The sequence below is a fragment of the Pirellulales bacterium genome (genome assembly GCA_036267355.1).
Taxonomy (GTDB): domain Bacteria; phylum Planctomycetota; class Planctomycetia; order Pirellulales; family DATAWG01; genus DATAWG01.
Map to the genome: position 1 here is coordinate 36621 of DATAWG010000104.1, position 16978 is coordinate 53598.

At 62.0% G+C, this 16978-nt stretch carries 15 protein-coding genes; 3 read left to right on the forward strand and 12 right to left on the reverse strand.

Going from position 1 to position 16978, the window contains the following annotated elements; all coding sequences use genetic code 11:
• The first annotated feature begins 1 nt into the window (after position 1).
• The gene (locus VHX65_16525; protein ID HEX4000161.1) at positions 2-541 is read left to right on the forward strand and encodes a YetF domain-containing protein; all 540 of its coding nucleotides are present in this window, start codon (positions 2-4) and stop codon (positions 539-541) included.
• Positions 542-1256: 715 nt separating this feature from the next.
• On the opposite strand, the gene VHX65_16530 is transcribed toward VHX65_16525, so the two are convergent.
• The 7 genes from VHX65_16530 to VHX65_16560 form a co-directional block, all read right to left on the reverse strand.
• Positions 1257-2000, reverse strand: a complete 744-nt coding sequence (locus tag VHX65_16530; protein ID HEX4000162.1) for an ATP-binding protein — start codon at positions 1998-2000, stop codon at positions 1257-1259.
• A gap of 139 nt (positions 2001-2139) precedes the next feature.
• Complete coding sequence (locus tag VHX65_16535; GenBank protein ID HEX4000163.1) at positions 2140-4314, reverse strand: polyribonucleotide nucleotidyltransferase; 2175 nt, start codon at positions 4312-4314, stop codon at positions 2140-2142.
• Between the two features lie 226 nt (positions 4315-4540).
• Positions 4541-4810, reverse strand: a complete 270-nt coding sequence (gene rpsO / locus VHX65_16540; GenBank protein ID HEX4000164.1) for a 30S ribosomal protein S15 — start codon at positions 4808-4810, stop codon at positions 4541-4543.
• A 275-nt stretch (positions 4811-5085) separates the two neighbouring features.
• Positions 5086-5538: a hypothetical protein gene (locus VHX65_16545; GenBank protein HEX4000165.1), complete on the reverse strand. Its 453-nt coding sequence runs from the start codon at positions 5536-5538 to the stop codon at positions 5086-5088.
• A gap of 505 nt (positions 5539-6043) precedes the next feature.
• Positions 6044-7609 carry a glycosyltransferase family 39 protein gene (locus VHX65_16550; GenBank protein HEX4000166.1) on the reverse strand — a complete coding sequence of 522 codons (1566 nt, stop codon included), beginning with the start codon at positions 7607-7609 and terminating at the stop codon, positions 6044-6046.
• 238 nt (positions 7610-7847) lie between these two features.
• On the reverse strand, positions 7848-9062 hold the full coding sequence (locus VHX65_16555) for a beta-ketoacyl-[acyl-carrier-protein] synthase family protein (protein HEX4000167.1): 1215 nt from the start codon (positions 9060-9062) through the stop codon (positions 7848-7850).
• Positions 9059-9973: a hypothetical protein gene (locus VHX65_16560; protein HEX4000168.1), complete on the reverse strand. Its 915-nt coding sequence runs from the start codon at positions 9971-9973 to the stop codon at positions 9059-9061. Before VHX65_16560 ends, VHX65_16555 begins: the two co-directional genes overlap by 4 nt.
• Positions 9974-10278: 305 nt before the next feature.
• Here VHX65_16560 and VHX65_16565 point away from each other — a divergent pair, with 305 nt between their 5' ends.
• A complete protein-coding gene (locus tag VHX65_16565; protein HEX4000169.1) occupies positions 10279-10506 on the forward strand; it encodes a carbon storage regulator in 228 nt (75 codons plus the stop codon).
• Between the two features lie 61 nt (positions 10507-10567).
• On the opposite strand, the gene VHX65_16570 is transcribed toward VHX65_16565, so the two are convergent.
• Positions 10568-11431, reverse strand: coding sequence for a hypothetical protein (locus tag VHX65_16570; protein ID HEX4000170.1), 864 nt, complete (start codon positions 11429-11431; stop codon positions 10568-10570).
• A 209-nt stretch (positions 11432-11640) separates the two neighbouring features.
• On the opposite strand from VHX65_16570, the gene VHX65_16575 reads away from it, so the two are divergent.
• On the forward strand, positions 11641-12708 hold the full coding sequence (locus tag VHX65_16575; GenBank protein ID HEX4000171.1) for a HEAT repeat domain-containing protein: 1068 nt from the start codon (positions 11641-11643) through the stop codon (positions 12706-12708).
• 293 nt (positions 12709-13001) lie between these two features.
• Here the strand turns inward: VHX65_16575 and VHX65_16580 are convergent, their stop codons facing one another.
• From VHX65_16580 to VHX65_16595, 4 genes are all read right to left on the reverse strand, one after another.
• On the reverse strand, positions 13002-14258 hold the full coding sequence (locus VHX65_16580) for a hypothetical protein (GenBank protein ID HEX4000172.1): 1257 nt from the start codon (positions 14256-14258) through the stop codon (positions 13002-13004).
• Between the two features lie 167 nt (positions 14259-14425).
• Positions 14426-15022, reverse strand: a complete 597-nt coding sequence (locus VHX65_16585) for a LemA family protein (protein HEX4000173.1) — start codon at positions 15020-15022, stop codon at positions 14426-14428.
• Between the two features lie 58 nt (positions 15023-15080).
• Positions 15081-15908: a TPM domain-containing protein gene (locus VHX65_16590; GenBank protein HEX4000174.1), complete on the reverse strand. Its 828-nt coding sequence runs from the start codon at positions 15906-15908 to the stop codon at positions 15081-15083.
• Complete coding sequence (locus VHX65_16595; protein ID HEX4000175.1) at positions 15898-16623, reverse strand: hypothetical protein; 726 nt, start codon at positions 16621-16623, stop codon at positions 15898-15900. Before VHX65_16595 ends, VHX65_16590 begins: the two co-directional genes overlap by 11 nt.
• Between the last annotated feature and the right edge of the window lie 355 nt (positions 16624-16978).

Below are 16978 nucleotides of genomic sequence, written 5' to 3' on the forward strand. Positions count from 1 at the left end.
TATGGTGTTCGCGGATTTCGGCAGCCCGATCGTGCATGTGCTCACACTGGTTTTCGGCGAAGACAAGCCGCACCATTCGCTGGAGATCTATCAAGTTGCAGCGCGAGCGATGCTCGCCTACATCATCGGCCTGGCGGCGGTGCGCATCGGCAAAGGGCGCGGCATCGGACGGATCACGCTGCTCGATATCCTGCTGGGATTCATGCTCGGGCCATTGCTCAGCCCCGCCATCACGGGCACCACGGCCCTTTCCGCCAGCGCCGTCGGGGCCATCGTGCTCGTGGCCATGTATTGGCTGATCACCTTTCTCTCCTACCGCTCGTCGGGCTTCGGACTATTCGTGAAAGGCAAGGCCCGGCTGATCGTCGAAGATGGAAACCTGGACCGCAAGAACATGCGGCTCGCGCATTTTTCCGAGAACGATCTGCTGGAAGAGCTGCGCCTGCACGGCATCGAAGACATCCAGCGCGTAAAGCGCGCGTATGTCGAACGCAGCGGCGCGATCAGCGTGATCAAACAGGACAGCGGCCTGCCGCGTTAGCACGATGGCAATCGCTGCTATCCTGTCCGCGCAAAGGTTTCGGGCTAGCGTGTCAAAGTGTTGTCTACGGGTGATCGCTTGTGTGCCGCTGCCTCTGCCAGTGCCCAAAATCGTCGATCATTCCTGCACTGGCAGAGCCACGCTGGCGGGTGTGGCACTAGCTGGCGCGTGTGGCACTGGCCAGCGTCTGTGGCACTGGCCGGCACGTGTTGCACTGGCCGGCACGTGTTGCACTGGCCAGCGCAGTCGGCCAGTGGCGCCCGGCGAGTTGACGTTCCGACTCAGAGGGGGAATTCTGGGGACACCAGGGAATTCTGCAGGGAATTCTGGGGACACCATACTTAATTCCGGATGGTTTGACCGGCTTGTTTGTCTTTGCGGCCGGGTTTTTGGCGGCGTAGAAAGCGACCGAGACGCTGCTCCAATCGAACCAAGAATTCGTCGTCGCCCAAAGGGCGACCGGTTCGCTCACGCTGGCGCAAACGTTTCCATTCCTCGTCGCCCACCGCGCTGCAAAGCAACCGACGCCAGTCGCCGGCCATCGTTAGCAGCGGCGAGGCCTTCACCACTGTGCTGACCCCGCTTCGCTGCTTGACCCCGTTTCGCTGCATGTTGGAGTTCACACTTTAGCGTGCGGGCGGGCAGCACGTACGATCAAAGTTGGAGTCACGCATATACAACGGGCTGTTGCATTCCCGCAGTTTTTCAGTCGGATCTACGAAGGAATGCCGAGCACGGGCGACGGGGCGCCGAGGCGGGCAGGCACTGGCAGCAGGATCGTGAAGCGGGTACCGCGGCCGGGTTCGCTCTCCACGTCGATGCGGCCGTGATGCGCTTCGACGATGTTGCGCACTCGCGGCAGGCCGAGGCCGGAGCCGCCGGGCTTCGTCGAGAAAAACGTTTCGAAGATGTGCGGCATCGAGTCGGCGTCGATGCCGCAACCGGTGTCGATCAGTTCCAGTGCGATGCCGCCGGGAAACGACCGCGTGCGCACGGTCAGTTGCCCGCCCTCTTTCATGGCCTGCTGTGCGTTGAGCACGAGATTCAACAGTGCCGCTTGAAATGGCTCGCGATCCAGCAGCACCATCGGCAGATCGGGATCCAGATACCGCACGACTTCGATCCCTTGCTCCTCAGCCTTGGGGCGGAAAAAATCGAGCACCCGCACCACTTCCGCATTCAGATCGGCCGGCTCGAGCTGATAGTTTTGCGGGCGGACGAAGTTCAAGAAATCGTTGAGCAGATCCTCAAGCCGCTGGCATTCCTTTTCCACCCGTTCGATCTTCGCCAGAGCGCGGCGCTCGCGGAGCGTTTGCGGATTGGCCAAGTCCTCGGCCAGGAGCTCCATGTTGAGGCGGATCGTCGAGAGCGGGTTGCGAATTTCATGGGCCAACCCGCCGGCGAGCGCGGTCAGCTCCGCATACATGTCGGCGGCTTTGCGCTCGGCATCGTCCGGCATAGGGTGAGGGGATAGGGTGAGGGGATAGGGGGACAGCAGGGCAACAAAAAACCCAGGGATGGGTGTCCCTGGGTTTGGATGGATGATCGGCGACCGCACGAAATCCTCAAGCCTGTAGCCTCAAGCCTGTAGCCTTTCCTCAATTGCGATCGTTGCCGCCGCCGAAGCCGCCGGCAGCTGGAGCGGGAGTTCCACCGCCGGCTCCTGCGCCTGCGCCGGCCGCAGCCATTTCCCGCAGCGCCGCCTTGCGGCTGAGCTTCACGCGGTCTTGATCGTCGACCGCGATCACTTTCACCTGCATCGTGTCGCCGACTTTGCACACATCGCCGACGCTACGGACATATTCGTCCGACAGTTCGCTGATATGGCACAAGCCGTCTTTGCCGGGAATGATTTCGATGAACGCCCCGAAATCCTTGACGCTTGTCACTCGGCCTTCGTACACCCGGCCGACCTGCACCGAAGCGGTGATCGCTTCCACTTTGTTCATCGCCTGCTGCGCCCCTTCGGCATCGTTGCTGGCGATCGTCACAGTGCCGTCGTCTTCGACTTCGATCACGGCGCCGGTCGATTCCTGGATCGCGCGGATCATCTTGCCGCCCGGGCCGATGAGCGCGCCGATCTTTTCCGGATCGATCTTCGTGCGGAGCAATCGCGGCGCCCAGGGCGAGATTTCGGCCCGCGGGCGGGGAATCGCGGTGAGCATCTTACGGAGGATTTCGATCCGAGCTTCGCGGGATTGAGCGAGCGTGGCGCGGATGATCTCTTCGCTGATGCCATCAATTTTCAGGTCCAACTGAATGCCGGTGATGCCGTTCTGGGTGCCGGCGACTTTGAAATCCATGTCGCCGAAATGATCTTCGTCGCCGATGATGTCGGTCAGCAGCACCCAGCGGGAATTCGACTCTTTCACCAGCCCGACCGAAATCCCGGCCACGGGGTTGGTGATCTTCACGCCCGCGGCCATCAGGCCTAGCGTCGCTCCGCACACCGAAGCCATCGAGCTGGAACCGTTCGACTCGAGGATGTCGGAAATCACGCGGATCGTGTAAGGAAATTCCTCGGCGTCCGGCAACACGGGCTTGATGCTCCGTTCGGCCAGGGCGCCGTGGCCGATTTCACGGCGTCCGGGGCCGCGGATTGGCTTGGTTTCACCCACCGAAAACGGCGGGAAATAGTAGTCGAGCATGAACTTTTTCGAGTATTCTTCGATCAGGCCATCGACACGCTGCTCGTCGCGCGACGTGCCGAGCGTGACGGTGATGAGGGCCTGCGTCTCGCCGCGTTGAAAAATGGCCGAGCCATGCACGCGCGGCAAAACATCGACGTGGCACTCGATCGCCCGCAGGGTCTTGTAGTTCCGGCCGTCAGGACGAGTTCCACCGAGAATCGACTCGCGCACCATGTGCTCTTCGAAATGGTGCCACGCGCTATCGAGCGCCGCGGCGGAAATCGCGCCCGAGGCGGCCGGGTCGGGAATCATCTCGGCAAACACCTGCTTCTTGAGCGACTTGACGGTCGCGGCCCGTGCCTGCTTTCCTTCGGTGCCCTTCGCCGTGCGGAATTGCTCCTGATAGCGGCCCATCAACTGGTCGTACAAGCCGTCCGGCGGCGCCGGGGTGTAGGGCGTTTTTTGCACGTTCACCTTTGCAAACAGCTCCAACTGCAAGTCGCAGATTTCGCGAATGATGCGGTGCGCTTCGATGATCGCCTCGGCCATCCGGTCTTCGCGCATTTCGCGGGCAAAACCTTCGATCATCAGGATCGAATCCTTGCTACCGGAGACGATCAGATCGAGATCGCTCTCTTCTAGATCGTCTTGCGTGGGGAAGGGAACGAACTGGCCATTGATGTGGCCAAGCCGAACGGAGCCGATGGGTCCTTGGAACGGAAGGGGCGACAAGCCTAGGCCGGCCGCGGCGCCGTTCATCGCCAGCACATCGCCGTCGTTTTGCCGATCGCTCGAGAGCACAAAGCTCTGGATTTGCACCTCGTCAACGAATCCGGCGGGAAAGAGGGGCCGAATGGGCCGGTCCATGAGCCGGGAGGTGAGGGTTTCTTTCATCGTCGGCCGGCTTTCCCGCTTCAGGAATCCGCCGGGGAATTTGCCTGCCGCGGCGGTTCGCTCGCGGTAGTCGCAGGTCAAAGGGAAGAAATCGGCCCCGACGGATCGCGGCGGGCCAGTGGTCACGGCGGTAATCACGATCGTGTCGCCGTATTGCACCAAACAACTTCCGGCGGCTTGCTTCGCCAACAGGCCGGTTTCAATCGAAAAGAGACTGGCGCCAATTAGTTTTTCAACACGTACTTTCAAGTTTTCATTCCTACATTACAAAGGCCATTATGGATGTTTCGCTCTCGAGAATTTCACGGCTTAATTTTCTGCTTGTATCGTATCGCTCGCGTGCCCCCTCGGCGAGCGTTCCGCTACGGCTCGCAGGCAGAATTCGCGCTCGAAATCGCGCGTGGCTGAGGTCGCCGTGCCGCAGCCTCAAAGTCTTTCCAGACGCCGGCGCCTCCGAGTTGCCGGGCGACGGAACCTACTTACGGATGTCGAGCCGGCGGATAATGTCCAAATACCGCTGCGGATCGACGCGCTTGAGGTAGTCGAGCAAGCGGCGGCGACGGCTCACCATCATCAGCAGGCCCCGCCGGCTCGCATAGTCCTTCTTGTGCGTTTGCAGATGCTCGGTCAGCTCGGCCACCCGAGCCGTCAAAATGGCGATCTGAATTTCAGGAGAGCCGGTGTCCCCTTCTTTGCGCCGAAAATCGCCGATCAGCGCCTGCTTCCGCTCTTGCGTCATTACCATGTCTGAATCGTCCCTACCTTACGTGCCGCCAACGGTTTACATCAAAGAACCAGTGTAGCAATCCGGAAAGCGATTGCAATCGCAAATCGGCGCGGCGAAATGACGACTGACTAATGCCTCATGGCGAACGGCTAATGACTAAAGAATGACGAATGGCGAACCTCGAAGGACGAAACCAAAGCCGCCTCCAGACGCCGAAAAACTGTCGGGGAGGCTCTTTCGTCATTCGTGCTTCGTCGTTCCTTCGACATTCGTCGTTCGTCGTTCGGCATTCGTCATTTCACGAAGGTGCGGCCGTTGAACCAGAGCCATTCGCCATTGTGCCAAAACCAAGCGCCGGTGGTCGGCTGCGAAGGCGGAGAGGCGATCTCGGCTTGATTGGCGCCGTCGAGGCCGCGATAGCCACTTGCGTGCCGGCCCGACGGTGCAGTGTTGTTCGCCAGGGCGGTGTTGGTAGCCGGGAAGAATACCCAACTGGAATTCACGTTATCCCAGTAGACCCAATTGCCGCCAACCATCGGATACCACCAATGGCCTTGGAAGTAGCGGATTTGGCGGCGAACGGCGGTGTTGCCTGCCTGTGCCGCGACGTTCGGCGCCGTGGAGGCTGCTGAGGCGGCGCCCGACGCCCCGCTGGTGGTCGCATTGTTTGCACCGGCTTGGGCGGCGGCATTGCCCGGAGCTGCGTTTGGTCCGGGGACGACTCCGGCCCCTTCTGGGGTGGTCATGGGATAGGGATTGTTTTGGTCGTTCACACTGCCCAGGCCAGGCGTGGAACCCGTATTGACCGATGGGCCGGTGTTGGTCGGGCCACTGATTGTCTGTGAGCCCGTGGCGGTGGGACTGCTCGTTCCCGTGGCCGGAGCGGTAGTCGAATTATAATTGGGCGGCGTGCTCCCGGTGCGTCCGAACCCGTTTTGGGTGCCGGTGGATGGAACCCCCGTGCCGTGGCCAACGGCAGCCGTTCCCGCACCAAAAAGATCGGTCGCCGCAATCGCGACCGCCAACCCGAAACAAAATGCAAGTGATTTGTAACGCATAACGGGCTCCTTCAATTTGATTCATCGCCCGATGAAAACAGCGACATTCCGCAACGAGTCTAGCTGAAGCAAATATCGCGCCGCTGTGGGCATTTTGCAAGCCCTTCGGCGATTCAGGGCAAGAAAAGCAAGCCCGCCGGCAGCAATCCACCAGCTTTTGATCCAGAAGTCGCGCTCAGGCGGCCAGTGCGGACTATCGCCGCGAGAGATGATCGCCTAGGCCGACGCGGTCAGCCGCGCTGGTTAAACGCTCGAAGAGACGATAGCGGAGCAAATCGGCGGCCACCGGCCTGTAGCCCGGCGGCGACTCGGCGCCGAGGGCCGCAAGACAGTATTGTGGCGACGACGCGTTTCGACCGCCTGTGCTCAAGCCATGTTGGGGAGCGATCGCGTCGCACCGGGCCAGGTACACTTGAATCGGATAATCTTCGCCCAGGTCGGCGGTAATTCCGATCGTGCTCTGCCGCGGCACCAACCGGCCGACGACAAGCGTGTCGTGATAAACATCCTTATCGCGATGCGGCCGGCCGGCCAGGAAGCATGTGCAGATCAGCACACATGCCGAGCCCGCAACCGCGAAACCGCGCGGCAATCGATGCCCCCGAGCAAGCCGCATCCGACTTTCGCCACGAATCGCCGCGGCTCCGAACAATTCGAGCACTGCCGGGGCGCACCACATGGCAAATGCCAACGCATACAGTGAATACGATGGAAATGCATAGTGCCCCGATTGCTTCGGGCTGATCGCAATCGGCAGCGATGCGCTGAACGCGGTGAAAAGGCAGAACAGCGATTCGGCTTTCGGCGTAGCGATTTCGCCGGCATCACCGCTCGCCACGACGCTGCCGACGCTTCCCCGGCGCCGCACTCCGGCCCAAGCAATCAACCCGGCCGCAGCCAGCGCCGGGACGAGCAGTTGGCCGAGCATTCGCCATAGAATGTCGAGCCGGCCGAGCCGCGAATGAACGATTTCGCGTTGGCCCGTGAGGCTGGAGACGACTTGATCGTGAAGATAGGTAACCAGGTATTCGTGGGCACCGCGTTGCATCAGCAGCAACCCAATCGAGAGCAGGAAAATCAGCACCAACCCTTCAGCCACCAAAACCATTCGCTGCTTGTCTGCGCCACGGATCGCGAGCGGGATCACCAGCGGCGTGATCAATGGATACATCCCAACCGGTCCCTTCGCGAGGACGGCTCCAGCCAAACAGATCGCGGCCGCGGCGGTCCACGCGAGCCAAGCCCGCGGCGAAATCGCGGCCCGTAGCGACGCATACACGCTGCCGAGCGCGAACAGCCCGAGCGTATTTTCCAGCATATTGCTGTCGTACATCCACGCCCAGCCTGGCAAACATGCCCAAAGCGCGACCGGCAGCCAACTGCAATCGCGCAGCGCCGGTCGATCGCGCAACAGCAACCGCCAGATCGCCGCGATGACGGCTGCCGTCGCGACGGCCAGGATTGTCGAATAAAGTTTTTCGACCCAGAAATGGTCGCCGAACACTCGAAACAGAAGCGACTCGAGCCAAAACGCGAGTGTCGGTTGCTCGTGGTAATCGCAGCCGGGACCGAACAATACCGGATGCCAGAAATCGCCGTCGCCGATCGCCATATTGCGGGCGATCGTGGCATGGATCACTCCGTCGAAGAACATGCCCGGTTGTAGCGCGGCCGGGAGCAGCCGCGCGAGCAGGAGCGCGGCCGTTAGCATCCATGCGGTGATAGGCAGCGGTGATCGCTGTGTTTGGATCGCGGGCATCCGACGAACTCCGTTTCGATTGTCATCGTAGCAGGCACACTCCGTGTGCCGTCTGAGCACACTAGCCCGAAGCGTTAGCGAGGACGCGCCGCCGACGCGGGTTCCCCCTCGCTAACGCTTCGGGCTAGTGTCGGGCGCAACGCGGAGCGCAGACGGCACGCGGAGTGTGCCTGCTACGTTGCTTGCGCTCTGCAGGTTTGCCTCGTGCATCCGAGGTTACGTGTCTCGCTCGCGTCGTCTAGGCCGCCTTTAGCACGAGCGATGTGTTGTGCCCGCCGAAACCGAATGAATTCGAAATCGCCACGCGCACCCGCGCTTCGCGCGGCACGTTGGCCACGTGGCACAAATCGCATTCGGGATCGGGATGATCGAGGTTCAAGGTCGGCGGAATCGCGCCGTATTTCATCGCCGTCAGGCAGGCGGTGGCTTCGACGGCCGCTGCGGCGCTCAGTAGATGCCCGGTCATGCTTTTGGTGGAACTGACGGGAATGCGTCGGCAATGGGCGCCGAATACTGCTTGCAGCATTTTCGCTTCGATCGTGTCGCCCACTTGGGTGCCGGTTGCATGGGCGTTGACGTAATCCACGTCTTCCGGATTCAGCTTCGCGGCTGCGAGCCCTTGGCGGATCGCGGCGATTGCCTGGCTCGGATCGGGGCTCGGAGTAACCAGATGATATGCATCGCTCGTGGTTCCAACGCCGGCCAATTCAGCATACGGCTCTCGCGAGCGGCGGCGGGCCTGCTCGGCCCGCTCCAACACGAACAGACATCCTCCCTCGCCCAGCACCATACCGTCGCGGTCGCGATCGAACGGTCGCAATGCGGTCGCCGGAGTGTCGTTGCGGCGAGAGAGAGCCCGCAGGTTTCCGAACGCCGCAAGGGAAAGGGCCGTGATACCGATGTCGGCGGCCCCCGCGATGCAAACATCGACCCAACCCATTTGCAGCCAAGTGAGGGCCTGTGCAAACGCATGGTTTCCACTGGCACACGCGGCGGCCACGGATAATTGCGGTCCGCTCAATTGCAATAGCTCGAACGCCTTTTCAGCCGCCGATTTCTCGACGACGCTGGAATCGAAGACCGCGAAGTTGCCCCGGCGGATATCGAAGTCCCAATGCAGCAGCCATTCGCCGCCGGCGCCGAGCAGCAACCCGATTCGCAGCTTGCCCCGCTCCTGCCAAAGCCCGGCGTCGCGGAGAGCATTGATACAGCAGAAGACGACCGTTTTTTCAAGCGGCAGCATCGAATCGTAGACGGCCGCATCGAATTCCGCCGGGCATGGCGGCATATCCACCTGGCCGCCGATCTGGCAGGGATGCTGCGAGACGTCGAAACCGGTCACCGGTCGAATGCCGTTTTTGCCCGCCAGCAAATTGGCCGAGAAATCGGCGAAATTGTTTCCCAGCGACGTGAGTATGCCAAGGCCGGTAATCCAGATGGGGTTGTCGCTCATGAGGAGACTCCGGCCGCATCGGTCGGAGGATGTGAAAGAATAGGCACCGGCACCTCACGGAAACCGTCTTTTTCAGGGCTTTTTCGACCAGCTACGGAGCCAGTCCGCGTTCTTTCACAAGCGGACAGGCCGAGTTCGATTCGCAATCCGTTTGCGAGCGACCGCCGCCATACGCGGTGCGGCGGCTCGCGACGCTCTTCTTCGAAGATGTATTCCAACAGACCGGCGTCGCGGTCGGCCTCCACACGGTTGTTCGAATTCGCATCGAAACGTTCGGCGGGTTCGAATCGCAGATACCCCCATGGACGCGGATGGCCGGCATGCACCAGCGCGAGCGCCGAGGCCACGCACACCGAATCCGGCCCGGCTTGCCCTTTGCGATCGAAGCCGGCCTCGGGCAGCCATTTGCTCGACACGAGCCAAACGCCGCGCCACGCCGCTTGCCGCATGATGCCTGCAAGCGCGAGCAGGCCCGTGTTTTCGCTCTCGTGGCCGCCATTGGCGCCGATTGCCGGGCCGTGCATGCCGAGGCCCAAGCTGATCGTGCCGGAGACGGAATGGGCCGTTCGATGTGGAATCACTTGCACCGATACGCCCCACGCACCCTCGGCAACGAATTTGTCGAGCATTACGCCGAAGGCGGCTCGGCCCAAAAAGCGGGAGATTGAAACCACGGCCCACGGGCCGAAATCTTCGTCCTCCATTCCGAACTCGGCCCGGGCTCGATACAAGGCGGCGAGCGCCGCTAGCGTCTGTTCATCGCTGTGTTTGAGAAACAGCGGATTTAGCTTCACGGAGAAACAGGCCGGCGGCTGCTTGCGCATGGCCGCCAGTTCAGCGACGGACATTCGCGCCACGCCGCGGGCAACGACCGCCAGTTCAAACGGCTCGACTTCGCTAGGGATCGACATAGGAAAAATAACCTTCCGGCCGCGACTGCGGTGGGCGCGACTGCAAATGGCGACGGAGGATAGTGTTTTCCGTGGCTTCGCCACAACCCCATTTCCGCGATGGCGCGCCGGACCAAACCCGACACTCCGCGGGGCCGGGGCATTTTCCCGGCGCAAATGCAACCCCGCGGACTTTTGAAGCCCGCTGGCCGTCTTCCGAACAAAAAGTGAAAAAGTGACCGCGGACCAAAATCTGTTGTCGCCGGCTCCGCATCATTGCTATGCTGGTGGCACGATCGCATGCCACTATCAAGGAGGGGATCGCGATGCTTGTCTTTACGCGCAAAGCCGGCGAAACAATTGTCATCAACGGCGACATTGCGGTGACGATCGTTCGCGTCGGCCCGAACGACGTTCGCATCGGCATCGAAGCCCCCGCCGAAACGCCGATCGTTCGCAACGATGCGGCGCCGCAAGCGAACGGGGGCAAGCGTGAGGGGGCAGGACGCGGACGGCAGCCACCCCGATCGATGCGATGCCGTAGCCTGTCGTAGGTCGCTTGCGGTTTCGACCATCGCACCACAGGTCGGCGAATCGAGATCACTTGCCCGCCAATCACAGCCGATTCGTCCAATCGGGATTGCCGAACTTCTCCGCGGCCAACCGCGCGGTCAATTCTTGCGGCCAAGTCGTCGCCATTCCGCTGCAGTCGAATGCCGAGCAAACCGCCTCGCGCAGCCGTTTGGCATCGAGCGGCAAATTGATGACAAAATGCGAATGCCGCCGGCCGGCGCGGTAGGCGGGCTGGCGCGGCGGCGTGCCCAGGCAGGCGTCGAGCGATCGCAACGGAAAACCGTACAGCAGCGTGCCGTGGTAGAGCAGCCAATCGCGGCGCACCCGCAGGCTGTTGCCCGAGAATTTGCGTTCCCGCACGGCCAAATCGCTGATCCCGCGGCGGGCCACGCCGGGCACGATCTGCCCGATGGCCGAGGCCAGCGTTTCAAGGACCCAGCGGTGCGTCGTGTCAACGCCGCTCAATTCCGGCCGGCTCCGCCGATCCAGCACCAGCGCATACATCAGCGAGCCGGGCCCCGCCAGGATTGCCGCGCCGCCGCTCGATCGGCGGAGCACCTCAATGCGTCGCTCCCGGCAGGTGGCAAGGTTCACCTCGTCGAGCAGCCGCGACGAGGAGCCGAGCACGACCATAAACTCGCGCGGTTCCCAGAGCCGCAAGGTTTCGCCGACTGGCGGCGAGGCGGAGGCGGATTGGGCTGGCTCGACGGCCGCTTGCGGCGGTGCATCGATTGAAGGCGAACCAGCTTGCTCGCGAGCGCGTCGCAGCGCGGTCTCGCTGAGGCTTCGGGCGAGTGTGGGGGAATCAACCGCTGGCGAGGAGTTCGATTCCGCTGCGAACAATAGCGCTTCATCGAGCGCCAAATTCGCGGCCGGTGTGTCGAGCGTCAGATCGAGAAATTGCATGAATCAACGTGACGGTATGCGGGTGCCACTACTGGCTCGTTCGGCACCGTGACGTTGCCGAGCGGCTCTCACTGCCGGGCAAGCCAGCAGTTGCACCCGTGTGATGTAGTCCGTGTTGTTGGTGCTCCTGCGGCTGCCGGGCGATTGACGGCCTGCCGGGCTCGCCTAAACTAAATGGGTAACGATCTCATCTTTTTCCTGCCGCGACCATGTCTGATTCCAATCCCGATCGAAAGCCGATTTCGCCGAACGACGCTTTGCCGCCGGTCGAGCCCCCCAGCGCGGCATTCTTGGTGCAGTTGTTCCTGATTCCCGGCATCATCGTCGGCGTCATCGTGCTGGTGTGGGTGATGTTCAACTGGATTGCGCATTCCGGCAGCGGCGATCCGCAAGAATACGTCGAGGCGCTCAGGCGCAACTCTTCCGACGTCTGGCAGAAGGCGGAAATTCTAGCCGAAATGCTTCGCAACGACCGCCGCAACGAGTTGAAAAGCAATCCCACTCTGGCGGGCGACTTGGCCGACATCCTCGACCAGCGAATTGCCACCGGCGATATGGACGAAGCGTCTGTCAATCTCCGCGTGTATCTTAGCAGTGCCTTGGGGCAGTTCAACACGCCTGCCGGTTTGCCGGCCCTGCTGAAGGCCGCCAGCACCAATCGCAGCGACGCGGAGTTGCCCGTCCGCCGTGCGGCGCTCGACGCCATCGGCTCGCTGGCCGCCAATGTTCAGGCCACCACGAACGCGCCGCTCTCGGATCCGGCGCTGGTGGACTGTCTGCTGGCCGCATCGCGCGATCCGGAGTCGGTGATTCGACTGCGGGCGGCATACGTGCTGGGCATCGTCGGCGGACCGAAGGCCATCCTTCGACTGGTGGAACTATTGAACGACCCATATCCCGACGTCGCCTACAACGCGGCCACGGGATTGGCCCGGCATGGCGACGTGCGCGCGATCGGCGAGCTATCGGAAATGCTGCACACCGGCGAATCCTCGCCGTCGCTGGAAAAGGAAGACGCCGAGCTACGCGATGAAAAACGCACGGCGATCATCGTCAATGCCCTGCGGGCCGTGGGTCAATTGGCCGACGTGAATCCGCAGGCCGATCTGAGCCGCGTCGAGCCGGAGGTGCGGGCATGGCAGCGGGCCGACGCCAGCGCCGCATTCGGCGTAGCGAACGTTCCGCTCGAAATCCGCCAGGCCGCGCTAGCCACCGGTGAAATCCTCGCCGATCGTCCATCGCCGCGCGGCGCCCGGCCGGCGACGGCGGCGAAGTAATTCCGCCAAGGCCTGCCCCCAAAGGCTCTTCGAGGGGGTTTTCATCCGATGAGAATCTGTAGCAGTCGTATCGGCTGCTCTCTTTTTCTGACGAGATGCGTTTCGTATTCACGGACAAAACACTGGCCTCGCGATCCACCGAGAGATCGCGAGGCCTTTGGGATTAGCACGATTTTCACGCAGCCGATCCATAGCGAGTGAACGGCTACTTGCCGCTCGCCCGGTTGGTATGCGTGCCACTAGCTCCGGGCAACGTAGCAGGCGGGAAACCATCGATGCACGGCAAGCGGATGCTAACAGCGAAGCAAATCAAGCAATTGCTTGCCATAGCCAACCTTCACCGGCCGGGCGGCTTGTTCGGCGGCGGCGTGTTTTTCGGCCGCGGCCTTGAGCGCGTTGTCGGCGGCGGTCTTCGCCTCGAGCGCGGCTCTGGCGGCTTTGTCCGCCGCGGCCAACTCGTCGGCGGCCATTTTCGCCTTTTGCTCGGCCTCGACCTTCGCGCGGGTCGCGGCTTGCGCGGCTCGATCAGCCTCGGCTCGCAACTCGGCGGCGGCGCGGCTTGCCTTTTCGGCCGCCAGACGTTCGGCGGCGATTTGCTTCGCGGCCTTGTCGGCTTCGGTCTTAACGCGAACCGCGTCTTGCTCGGCCTTCGCCAATGCGGCCTTGTCGGCGGCGGCGGCTTGGGCGGCCCGGTCGGCTTGAGCCTGCTTCTTAGTAATCGTTTGCTGAGTTTCCGCGACCGCGGCTTGCTCTTGCGCCGCCAGATGTGCGATCTGATCGACGCCCGACTTTGCCTCGGCGGCAAGCCGTTGGGCTTGCGCGGCGTTCGCAGCCAGCACCCGCTGGTTGGCTTCGAGCTTAGCGGCTAGCTCCGCTTCGGCTTTGGCTTTGGCGGCGGCCTGCGCGGCGAGATCGGCGGCGGCTTTTTCATCCGCCGTAGCCTTCACCGCAGCAGCCTGCTGCGCGGCAGCGATTTTGGCCGCTTTCCCGGAATTAATCTTTGCTTGGGCGACCGCTTCCGCGGCACGCGTGAAACTGGCTTTGGCTTCGGAGGCGGCCTGTGCAGCCCGGGCGGCCTCGGCTTCCGCTCGTACGGCAACCTTGGCGAGATGGCGGGTTGACGCTTGATCGCCGATTGCGCGGGCGGCACGATCGGCATCGGCTTTGGCCTTGGCGACCGCGGCTTCCTGCTCGGCGGCCAATTTGGCTGCCTTTTCGGCCGCTGTCTTCGCGGCGCTGGCGACTTGCTCGGCATGAGCGACGGCGGCCTTTTCTTCGGCGGCAGCCGTAGCGGCCTTCGTGGCCGCGGCCTTCAACGTGGCGGCAGCCTGATCGGCCCTTTCAGCAGTTCGTTTCTGAGCCGTGGCGGCTTGGTCGGCAGCCTGGGCGGCCGCTTGCAGTTCGCGCATATGCCGCTGGTGCGTGGCATCCGCGACTACTTTTTGCTCGGCCGCTTTTTGCTCGGCCGCTTTATTGCCCGAATCCGCGCGGGCGGCAAGTGGAATCGAGAAGGTCAAACCAATTAGCGCAATCAAACTCCAAGTTTTCATCGCGAGAACTCCGAAAAATGAGGACCGGTGGGTGGGAACAATCAGGACACGTTCAAGCCGAACGCGCAAATCAGACGGGAGATTCGAGGCAGGACCAGCATTCTTGCATAGCCCTGGCGCGAATGCAACGATTTCGCCCGCCAAAAACGTGCGGCAATCCGGCTGCCCTATTTGCCGCTGCCGGCAGGCGCCGAGAAATCGACTTTCGGGGCCGTGCGGGCCGCCTTGTCGATCTGAAAATATTCCGCCTCGCGGACGCCGGCCAATCGAGCGAAAAAGGTGCCGGGGAATTGCCGCACATACGTGTTCAATGCCCGCACCGATTCATTGTACCGCTCGCGTTCGACGCTCAGCCGGTTTTCGGTTCCTTCGATTTGATCCTGCAGCTTCAAAAACGCTTCGTTCGATTTCAATTGCGGGTAGGCTTCCTGCAACAGCAGCAATCGCGACAGAGCCGATTCCACTTGCGTGGCAGCGCGCGCCTTGTCGGCAACGGTGTCGGCCTGAAAATAGGCCTTGCGGGCATTGGCGATGCCGAGAAACACGGCTTGCTCTTGACCGGCGGTGCCTTTCACCGTTGCGACCAGATTGGGGATCAGGTCGTAGCGGCGCTGGAGCTGGTTCTCGACCTGCGACCAATTGTTTTTGACCGCTTCATCCATGGAGATGGCGCGGTTGTAGCCCATGAAGACGCAGCCGCCGCCGAGCACGGCGATCGCCAGCAGTGCGATGAAGAAGAATGCGAGCAATTGCAACGGTTTCATCGGATGAACCTCGTGCGTGTTTTCCTAAAAAAAGTGCGAACGCTTCGCCGAGCGAAAATTACCAACTCGCTCCGCCGCCGCCGCCACCGAACGATCCGCCGCCGCCAAACGATCCGCCGCCGCCAAACGAACCGCCACCGCCGCCGAACGAACTACCGCCAAACGAGCCGCCACCGAAACCGCCGCCGCCCCATCCAGATCCGCCGTACCAGCCCGATCCTCCGCCGCGGCGGAACGACATCCAACCGATAACGCCGAACATGAGCATGATAATTATCTTGACGACCAGCGGCGCAATGCTCGGATTACGTTGCGCTTGCGGCGGCTGAACACCGCTCAGGCCCTGAATGGTGATATTCGCATCATCGGCGACTTTCTTGATCACCGCGAGCGTGAGAACATTGATTCCCTCGGAATATTTTCCCGCGCGAAAGTAATCCGCGGCCACCTTTCGCGACAGCGTGCCGCACCAAGAATCGGGCAGATCTCCCTCTAATCCATATCCGGTTTGAATGCGGACTTTGCGATCTTGCACGGCGACGACGATCAGCGCCCCGTTGCTCTTCGCCTTGGTGCCGAGCTTCCATAACTGGCCGTGCCGTTGGGCAAACTGAAAAATATCCTCTTCGCCGGTCGTTTTGACCGTGAGCACTTTGATCTCATCGGTCGTCTTCTGCTTAAGCTGGGCAAGCAGATCATCGAGATGCTGTTTGGTCGCGGCGTCGATCACCTGCGCATCGTCGACGACGAACTCGCGCGTATCCTGAACGGTGATCAGCTTCTCGGCAGCGGAAAGCCGATCGACGAAAACGAGCAGCATCGCCGCGAGTGCGACGATCGCGGCAATGGCCTGCCGCCAGCGGATTTGCGGCGCACTACCAGCCATCGGCCGCACTCTCAAGTGCCTCGACATCGGCGTAAAGATGCTTGAACGCTTCCCAACCGGGCGAATCGCCGGCGTGCAGCACGTGATGAATCCCTTTCAGCGGCAGTTTCGCCAGTTGAGCAACCTCCGCCAGCACCCGGCTGGCCGGCAGGCCCTCTTTCTGGCCTTTGAGCCAGAGCAGGCCGCGCATCGTGCGCATCAGGTTGTGGACCCAATTCCGCTGCAACAGCGCCAGCCGGCTTTTCTTTCCCCGGGCGATGAGCAGGCCCTGCCGCAGGCCGATCAGCAGCACATCGAGTTCCCGTTCGCATTGCAGTCGGATGTTGCGGTCGTCGAATTTCAATTCGGCGAAATGATCGTTGCCGAAGACGACTCGATGATGCTGATGGATTTCGATTAGTTCCAGCGGAAATGTGCTCCGCGAGGCTTCCACGAATCGCGGCGTCATGATCACCGGTGGGGCCAATCCGGCGCGGCCATGGCGGGGCCCTTCGGCCGCCAGCGCGTGCAAAAGATCGAGATCGACCGACTCGAGCATGAGCACACTTTGAATAGCGTGCCGAGGGCGGGCGTATTTTTCAGCAACTTTTTCGGCGACGACGGCGCCGAACAGCGTCCAAGCGAGTGCGTTGTCCTTTGCCAATTCCCGAATTCGATCGGCGAACCGCCGCAACGGTTCGCGGATAGGCTGGGGTAGATCGTCGAGTTCGGGCACGGTGATAATGCTTGTCGGCTGGCCGGCCAACACTCCGATTGCGATTGGGCTTTTTGAAACAGTTCTCGGGTTTGTATCAGAACATTGGCCCGAAGCGTAAGCGAGGCGGAAACCGGCCCGTCTGTTAGAAATTCCTCGCTCACGCTTCGGGCTTGTGCCGTCCCTCGCTCACGCTTCGGGCTTGTGTCGGGGCAATACTAGCCCGACGCGTTAGCGAGGACGAACCGCCGCAAGACCCTGCATTGGTTCATTTGCCAAAATCCCACATCAACGCCCGCTCCACCGCACGTAGAGCAGCGCAAAGGGGGGGCGAGGTCTGTCAGCATCCTTCCTCGCTCACGCTTCGGGCTTGTGT